The 7,291-nt window shown below is 58.7% G+C and carries 9 protein-coding genes; 7 read left to right on the top strand and 2 right to left on the bottom strand.

The annotated features are described in order from the left end of the window. Positions 1-811, bottom strand: an 811-nt coding sequence (locus ACFFAR_RS19275; RefSeq protein WP_375508283.1) for a LysR family transcriptional regulator, incomplete at its 3' end; no start/stop codon positions are given. A 206-nt stretch (positions 812-1,017) separates the two neighbouring features. On the opposite strand from ACFFAR_RS19275, the gene ACFFAR_RS19270 reads away from it, so the two are divergent. The 5 genes from ACFFAR_RS19270 (at position 1,018) to hfq (ending at position 4,665) form a co-directional block, all read left to right on the top strand. After that, positions 1,018-1,395, top strand: coding sequence for a DUF427 domain-containing protein (locus tag ACFFAR_RS19270; protein WP_375508282.1), 378 nt, complete (start codon positions 1,018-1,020; stop codon positions 1,393-1,395). A gap of 158 nt (positions 1,396-1,553) precedes the next feature. After that, positions 1,554-2,888 (top strand): LLM class flavin-dependent oxidoreductase, encoded by a 1,335-nt coding sequence (locus ACFFAR_RS19265; protein WP_375508281.1) that lies wholly within the window; start codon positions 1,554-1,556, stop codon positions 2,886-2,888. Between the two features lie 110 nt (positions 2,889-2,998). Beyond that, positions 2,999-3,568, top strand: a complete 570-nt coding sequence (locus tag ACFFAR_RS19260; protein WP_062172340.1) for a TetR/AcrR family transcriptional regulator — start codon at positions 2,999-3,001, stop codon at positions 3,566-3,568. 155 nt (positions 3,569-3,723) lie between these two features. Then, positions 3,724-3,963, top strand: a complete 240-nt coding sequence (locus tag ACFFAR_RS19255) for a hypothetical protein (protein WP_062002587.1) — start codon at positions 3,724-3,726, stop codon at positions 3,961-3,963. Between the two features lie 372 nt (positions 3,964-4,335). After that, entirely contained in the window at positions 4,336-4,665 is a 330-nt protein-coding gene (gene hfq / locus ACFFAR_RS19250) for an RNA chaperone Hfq (protein WP_062002588.1), read from the top strand. 143 nt (positions 4,666-4,808) lie between these two features. Here hfq and ACFFAR_RS19245 read toward each other — a convergent pair whose 3' ends face one another. Then, complete coding sequence (locus ACFFAR_RS19245; protein WP_062002589.1) at positions 4,809-5,348, bottom strand: DUF6572 domain-containing protein; 540 nt, start codon at positions 5,346-5,348, stop codon at positions 4,809-4,811. Between the two features lie 322 nt (positions 5,349-5,670). On the opposite strand from ACFFAR_RS19245, the gene ACFFAR_RS19240 reads away from it, so the two are divergent. Continuing rightward, entirely contained in the window at positions 5,671-6,186 is a 516-nt protein-coding gene (locus ACFFAR_RS19240; protein WP_144022115.1) for a hypothetical protein, read from the top strand. Positions 6,187-6,839: 653 nt separating this feature from the next. Continuing rightward, positions 6,840-7,118, top strand: coding sequence for a DUF4148 domain-containing protein (locus tag ACFFAR_RS19235; protein ID WP_086381724.1), 279 nt, complete (start codon positions 6,840-6,842; stop codon positions 7,116-7,118). Positions 7,119-7,291: the final 173 nt, after the last annotated feature.

Here is a 7,291-nt window from a genome sequence, read left to right as displayed (position 1 = left end):
CGCGGATGGGTTGGGTCTCGGGCTGGAATTCGCGCAGCATGGGCACGAGCTTGCCGGCGCGCACGTTGTCTTCGAGCAGATACGTCGGCATGTTGATGATGCCGAAACCGTGCACGGCGGCCGCGACCAATGCTTCTGCGCTGTCCATTTGCAGGCGCGTCGCGTGGCTCACTTCGTTCGTGGCGGGATCGTTGAACGTCCAGGGTTGCGGCCGTCCCGCGCTCATGAAAAACAGGCACTCGTGGCCAAGGAGATCGCCGGGCGTTTTCGGCGTACCGTGCGCCTTCACATAGTCTGGCGATGCGCACGTCAGCAAGCGCTGCTGCGCGACCGTGCGGGCAATGAGACGTGAGTCGGGACGCGGATCGCCGATGCGCAACGCAATGTCGATTCCTTCATCGATCAGGTCGACGAACCGGTCCGTGAAGCTCACTTCGGCGCGCACATCGGGCCATGTCTGCAGGAACGATTCGATAACCGGCATCACATGCCGATGTCCCAGGCCCGAAGGCACGCTGAGCTTCAACACACCGGTGGGCTTCGCGCTGCGTACGGCCATTGCGAGTTCGGTTTCCTCGAGGTCATCCAGTATCTGCGTGCAACGCGAAAAGAACACCTCGCCGTCATCGGTGAGGCTCAGGCTGCGTGGCGTGCGGTTGAGGAGACGCACGTTCAGGCGCTGCTCGAGACGCACGATGCTTTTGCCCACTGCCGAGCGCGTGAGCCCGAGCTGCTTTGCGGCGATCGTGAAGCTTCCCGCCTTCACCACGGCGACGAACATGGCGATATCGTTGATATTTCCGAGTGCCATGGGGCGAAGCTCCAGAGGATGGATTGCGCGAAGCCGGACGGCGTTTGAGCTGCGCCATTGTATTTTGATTCACCGGGGGCGAGGCTACGGGACGATCCAACCCGCATGCAACCCGCACGCAGCAGCCCGTACACGGCAGAAAAATCCGCTTTCCGATACGCTGCAACACACGGCATCACCTAACCCGCAGTCCAGGAGCAGAAGTCATGACGAAGACAGTGAAGATTCCAGGGCCCGATCATCCGATCACGATCGAGCCGAATCCGTCGCGTATCACGGTGTCCATAGGCGGGCGCGTACTCGCCGATACCCGCGAAGCGCTCACCGTGCATGAGGCATCGTATCCGCCGGTCTATTACATTCCTCGCAAGGACGTCGACATGTCCTTGCTCGAACGCACGGATCACGCAACCTATTGCCCGTACAAAGGCGAGTGTTCGTACTACAGCATCCCGCTTGGTGGCGAGCGTTCGGCGAATGCGGTGTGGACTTACGAGGACACGTATCCGGCGGTGGTGGAGATCAAGGGTCATCTCGCGTTCTATCAGGATCGTGTCGATGCATTCGAAGTGCACGCCGCCTGATCGTGGCCGGCGGCTTTTGCGTTGAACGCCGTTTGTGCACGTTTTCGCCAGCCGACGTATTTTACGGATGGTGATCGTCCATGGACCATGTGCCTGCCTCTTTTGAACAAAAGACAAAAGACGCAGGGGCATCTCGATCAACGCTCGAGCGGAGCTTTATGACCACGCAACGTCGCTTGCGGCTGGGCGCTTTCATGCGCCCGGCCACCATTCACACCGGGGCGTGGCGTTACCCCGGCGCCTTCCCCGATGCCAACTTCAATTTCGCGCATCTCAAGCGCTTCGCGCAGACGCTGGAACGCGGGCGTTTCGACGCGTTTTTCATGGCCGATCATCTCGCGGTGCTCAACATGCCTACCCAGGCATTGAGGCGAAGCCACACGGCGACCTCGTTCGAACCGCTCACGTTGCTCTCGGCGCTTGCCGCGGTGACCGAGCACATCGGATTGATTGCAACGGCGTCCACCACGTTCGAAGAGCCGTACCACGTAGCGCGGCGCTTTGCGTCGCTCGATCATTTGAGCGGCGGCCGCGCCGGCTGGAACCTGGTGACGACAGCGAATCCCGATGCCGCGCTCAACTTCGGACTGGACGAACACGTCGAACACGGCGAGCGCTACAAGCGAGGCCGCGAGTTTTTCGATGTCGTGAGCGGACTCTGGGATAGCTGGGCCGACGACGCCTTTGTCCGCGATGTTGAAAGCGGCACTTTCTTCGATCCCGCGAAGATGCACGTGCTGAACCACAAGGGCAAGAGCCTCTCGGTGCGCGGCCCGCTCAACATCGCGCGGCCGGTGCAGGGGTGGCCGGTCATCGTGCAGGCGGGGTCATCGGAAGCGGGACGCCAGGTCGCGGCCGAAACCGCCGAAGCCGTCTTCGCCGCGCCGAAGACACTTGCCGAAGGCCAGTGCTTTTATGCCGATGTCAAAGGCCGCATGGAGCGGCTTGGCCGCGATCCCGAACACCTGAAGATCCTGCCTGCCGCGTTCGTCGTGATCGGCGATTCGCTCGAGGAAGCGCAGGAAAAACGCGCGCTCCTCGATACCTTCGTGCACTACGACAGCGGTATTGCATCGCTTTGCATCATGCTCGGCCACGATGTCTCCGGCTTCGATCCCGATGGTCCGCTGCCCGAGATTCCCGAGACGAATGCGAGCAAGAGCAGCCGGGAACGCGTGATCGAATGGGCGGCGCGCGACAACCTCACGATTCGCCAGCTCGCGCAGCGCGTAGGCGGTTACTCGGGGCTTGAGATGGTGGGCACGCCCTCCATGATCGCCGACCAGATGGAGCAATGGCTCGTTGAAGGGGGCTCGGATGGTTTTAACGTGATGTTCCCGTACCTGCCCGGCGGCCTGGACGATTTCGTCGATAAAGTCGTGCCGGAACTGCAGTCTCGCGGCATTTTCCGGCGTGAATACGAAGGCCGAACGTTGCGGGAAAATCTCGGCCTGCCGCGGCCGGAAAACCGCTTTTTCAAAGCAGGGGCGTGAGGTGACAGGAACCGGTTGGAAGGCCGCGCGAAACTCCAGACAAGACAGCGTATAAAATCAATTCCCTGGGGCGCGTTTCCAGGCGCCCCGCCAAAGGACGAACGCAACTCATGGGACATTCACAAGCAGAGAAGGCGGCAACGCACCAGCGCATTGTCGAAGTGGCGGCGCGGCGCTTCAGGGAGCTTGGACTCGATGGTATCGGCGTCGCCGATGTGATGAAGGAAGCCGGCATGACCGTCGGCGGTTTCTACAAGCACTTCGAATCGCGCGACGAGCTGGTAACCGAAGCGCTCGACGTCGCGTTCGAAAGCCTTGACGCATGGGAAGCACGGGTCAAGTCTCTCGAGATGGGCGTGCGCGATTATCTGAGCGAAGCGCACCGGGATTCGCCAGGCAGGGGCTGTGCGCTGGGGGCGCTGCTGGGTGACGTCGCGCGCAGTAGCGACGCCACGCGCGACGTGTACACCGAGCGCGTCAAACACAACATCGGATTCTCGGAAAGTCTGCTCGATATTGCCGACCCCGCCGCACGCCGCGCTCGCGCCATTCTGCAATTCACTGCGTGCCTTGGCGCAATCGGGCTGGCGCGGGCGGTGTCGGACCCGGTTTTATCGAAGGAAATACTCGACAGCGTCGCGGGACAGCTCATTACCCTGCTTCCCGGGCCGCCGGCGTGACTTCATGCGCCTAAACCAGCGTTGTCGGTAGAAACTAGTGTTGAAGCGGTGCGGGCAATCCATTACATTCGACGCGTTGTCCAGATGTCGATCATCGGGCGTAAAACCGGATGATCCGCAAACCACTACAAAATGACGTTCCTTGGAGATTTACAATGAAAGCGATCGCACTGGTTTCCTTATCCGCGCTGTTGATGGCGGCATCCGGCCTGGCCATGGCCCAGAGCGGCGGCGGCAACGGCAACGGTGGCGGCGGTGGCGGTAATGCGCACGGCGCGGCAACGGCCGGACCGACCACGGGCGGCGACAACTCGTCGACGCCGGGCAGCTCGCGCGGCAAGCCGCATCTGTTCAAGCACAAGCAGAAAAAGGCGGCCCCGGCTCCGGCCCAGTAATTCTGGACCGGGCAACGCGGCAGGTTTGCCGCGTGCTGCCTTCAATAGCGTGAACGACAAAGCTGTCATGACCGACGCATTTGGCCATGACAGCTTTTTTTCCGCCTGCGTTTTGTCGGCGATCGTTTCGAAAGGCGTTGAACAGAGAGACTTTGTCCGTTTTTATATTGCCGTTGTCGAGCGACAATGTGCGCGGGAAATTCCAGCGGGGTAGTATGGGACCACGATTTCAGTGAAATTTGAACTCCATGCACCGAACACGCTCGAATGGGGGCAAACAATGCGACGGCCGATGATCTGGCATCATTGACCCATGTTTCGGCGGATGTCTGCCGAAATGAGCCCGAAATACTAACGTCAGGTCGAATAAGAATGGCTACAGAATCCCAGCAGCAAAGTCAGAGCGATGTCTTGAACGCGGCTCGCAAGGAGCGCAAGCGTGTCGCAATTTTCCTCGTGAACGGGGTTCGGCTGGTTGGTCACATCGAATCCTTTGATCAGTACCTGGTCATGCTGAGCTCGGCTGCCGGCATTCAGGCGGTCTACAAGCATTCCATCTCGACCATCCAGGAAGACACCGGCAAGGCGTTCACCGCAGGCGCGGCGCGCACCAGTTCGGGCAGTTCGCGCGATGGGGATTCCAAGCGCCCGGTCGCGATCTCGCACAAACGCCGTTTGCCGACGAACGTCGGCGGCGAATAACGAAAAGCTGCACCGCATTTGCATCAGGCAAATGCTTGCTGCGCCGTAAAGTGAAAAAAAGGCGAAGCCCGTAGGGGCTTCGCCTTTTTTGTTTTGGTCAAATTCACAAATTCGTCACAATCCGATCATGCGATTCGGAAAGCTCACCGTCCGGACGATGTTTTCTTATGCATCACCAGAATCGGATGATGGTCGACTCGCACGATCTCATTCGAATGTCTCGTCTCGGCCGCTGGCGGCATCGCAAGATCGAGTACGTCGGCAACGGATTCCAGCCGGGTATCCACCAGCACGCCGCTCTTCACGTTCGTAGTCCCGACGACATCAGCGACGACTGAGTCAGGTGCTGTGGCATGCCGCACATCTACTGTGCGGCAGCGGACATCGAACCCCACCGCGCGGATGATTGTCTCGCGCGTCTTCCAGAACGCCTCCGCGGTACGTGTCATTGGCCGCATGGCGACATATTCGATGATCACCGGATAACCTCGCACGCGTGGGTAAGCCGCCAGCAACTGGCCGGAGCGGACGTACTGCGTGTAACGATCTATCTTTTTCGTCAGCAACGAAAAATGCGTGGCTTCATCATCCCAGTCGAGGTCGTCGAAGATGCCGACGTACACGCGCTTGAACAGGATGTTCACGCCGACGTAATCGATAGTGTCCACGTCGAGAAGAGACATGGTATTTCCCCATCGCCCGATGCCGGGCAAAGATTGCAGGCGCGTATTGTAATGGACTGCGTCATCCTAAATAAGTACGCGGGGCGTGATTGCAACAGTGTACGACGCTCGAAAGCAATGTCATTCATCGTGCTGTGAAATTGACTGTTTTAAAGTAGCTCCTGTTCGACAGTCGTGAATAGGAGGATACCTAAAAATACCCCGGTTCAATTGACATCGCTCATCTCGAAAAACAAACTGGGTTCACGTTTTTGAACAGTTTGTGCGATTGAACACCGGACAGCGCACGAGCAGACCCTCAGTGTCCGGCAGGAGCAGCAAAATGAAATCGAAGTCCAGTAAATCCATCAAGATCGCCATGATCGCGGCGGCATCCTCCGTCCTGATGACGAGCGCGTTTGCAGCGTCTATCGACGGCACCACGAACGTACGCATTGGCGGCAAGGTGCAATCGGTGGATACGGCCACACACAGCGTTACCGTGATAAACGCTCAGGGCGTCACGGAATCGTTCCAGGTCGGCCCCAACATCCCTAACCTCGACAAGCTCAAGGCAGGCACCGCAGTGTATGGCACGACAGCGCGACCGGTTCGTCTTACCGTGCTCGAATCTTCCAGACTTGCCGCAGTGCCCACGCAAGATGGCAGGGAGACTGTCGCCCAGGTAACGAGCGTGGATAGCCAGCGCGGCTCAGTGACACTCCGTGACACGCAAGGCGCCGAGTTGACCGTGCAGGCCAACTCGCCGGGAGCGGTTGCGGCGGTCGTGCCGGGTACGCGCGTTCTCGTCAATGCAGTGAATCCCGCTGCGCCGGCAAGTGGCCAGGTCCCCCGCTGAGCAGTCGGATTCGTCCGATAGCTCTACGCGTGTCAGGTCTTCATCATGCATGCTTCGTTGGTGATCCAGATCCCCGCTGGATGACGAATGGTGAGTGAGCCGGTTCCATACCGACTCGCTTAGCTTCCCCGGAAGCGCGGCGGCGCAGCAGTCAAGGTACCTCTGAGATCCAAGCGTAGTCGCAAAGAAAAATCCACCCGGCGGGAGCCGGGTGGATTTTTTTTGCCCGCAATCTTTGAAAAGGGCACGTGCACGGAATCGCATTTCAATAAGGATTGCATAATAATTTTGATAGCAGGATTACTTCCCGAACGCAATCGACAAGCGCCCAACGCGGAAGACTGCGTGCTTTCGTTCCTGACCGTGCGCTCAAACTGAATTGTGCAAAGAAGCATTCGCGTCATTTCTATCATCGCGAATGCTGATTTGCATCTTACGTTTGTGCTACACGGAGGCACATAGAGTTGGTTAATATACGTTCGCGTATCAGTTACCCGCACATAAAGATTACAAGGCTTACGAAGACCGATGCGCGGATAACCGGCACGTAACGAAACATGCAGGTCCAGCACGACAAACGCGGAAGACGCCGCCGGCGCTGCCGCACAAAAAAACCGCTTTTCGTGGAGAATCTCGATATGTACCGAATCCGCATGGCTGCATTGGCTCTCGTCGTATCAGTGGCAACTGCTGGAATGACCGCCCCGGTCGCAATGGCGCAAACCACCGATACCGCCGCTTCCACCCCGAAGCAAGTGCAAAAGGCGCAACGCAAGGCCGATCGGAAAGCAGCGCGCACCAAGAAAAATGCGGAACTGAAGGATCTGGAGAAGAACGGCTACAACCCGGCCGGCGACCAGACCAACTATCCGCAAAACATCCAGAACGCAGAGAAGAAGTCTGCGGCTGCAAAGGCTGCATCGGCCCCTTGAGCGGCGTTCAAGGTCTGTTCGATTGAAAAATAACCCGCTTCTTGCGGGTTATTTTTTTAACGCACATGAAGTTGGCCGCAACACTCAGCATGATGCGTCGGCAGGCTTTTTGGTGAACCGGTAGAATCGGAAGCCGTTTTGCATTGGCTAATTCCCGGTCGATGCGCGTGTCG

Origin of the sequence: uncultured Caballeronia sp., from assembly GCF_964243625.1 — a bacterium.
GTDB lineage: Bacteria > Pseudomonadota > Gammaproteobacteria > Burkholderiales > Burkholderiaceae > Caballeronia.
This window is presented reverse-complemented; position numbering and strand designations above follow the sequence as displayed.

Coding starts and splice junctions, on each gene's coding strand:
- ACFFAR_RS19270 (WP_375508282.1), top strand. CDS start 1,018: ATGACGAAGACAGTGAAGATTCCAGGGCCCGATCATCCGATCACGATC.
- ACFFAR_RS19265 (WP_375508281.1), top strand. CDS start 1,554: ATGACCACGCAACGTCGCTTGCGGCTGGGCGCTTTCATGCGCCCGGCC.
- ACFFAR_RS19260 (WP_062172340.1), top strand. CDS start 2,999: ATGGGACATTCACAAGCAGAGAAGGCGGCAACGCACCAGCGCATTGTC.
- ACFFAR_RS19255 (WP_062002587.1), top strand. CDS start 3,724: ATGAAAGCGATCGCACTGGTTTCCTTATCCGCGCTGTTGATGGCGGCA.
- hfq (WP_062002588.1), top strand. CDS start 4,336: ATGGCTACAGAATCCCAGCAGCAAAGTCAGAGCGATGTCTTGAACGCG.
- ACFFAR_RS19245 (WP_062002589.1), bottom strand. CDS start 5,348: ATGTCTCTTCTCGACGTGGACACTATCGATTACGTCGGCGTGAACATC.
- ACFFAR_RS19240 (WP_144022115.1), top strand. CDS start 5,671: ATGAAATCGAAGTCCAGTAAATCCATCAAGATCGCCATGATCGCGGCG.
- ACFFAR_RS19235 (WP_086381724.1), top strand. CDS start 6,840: ATGGCTGCATTGGCTCTCGTCGTATCAGTGGCAACTGCTGGAATGACC.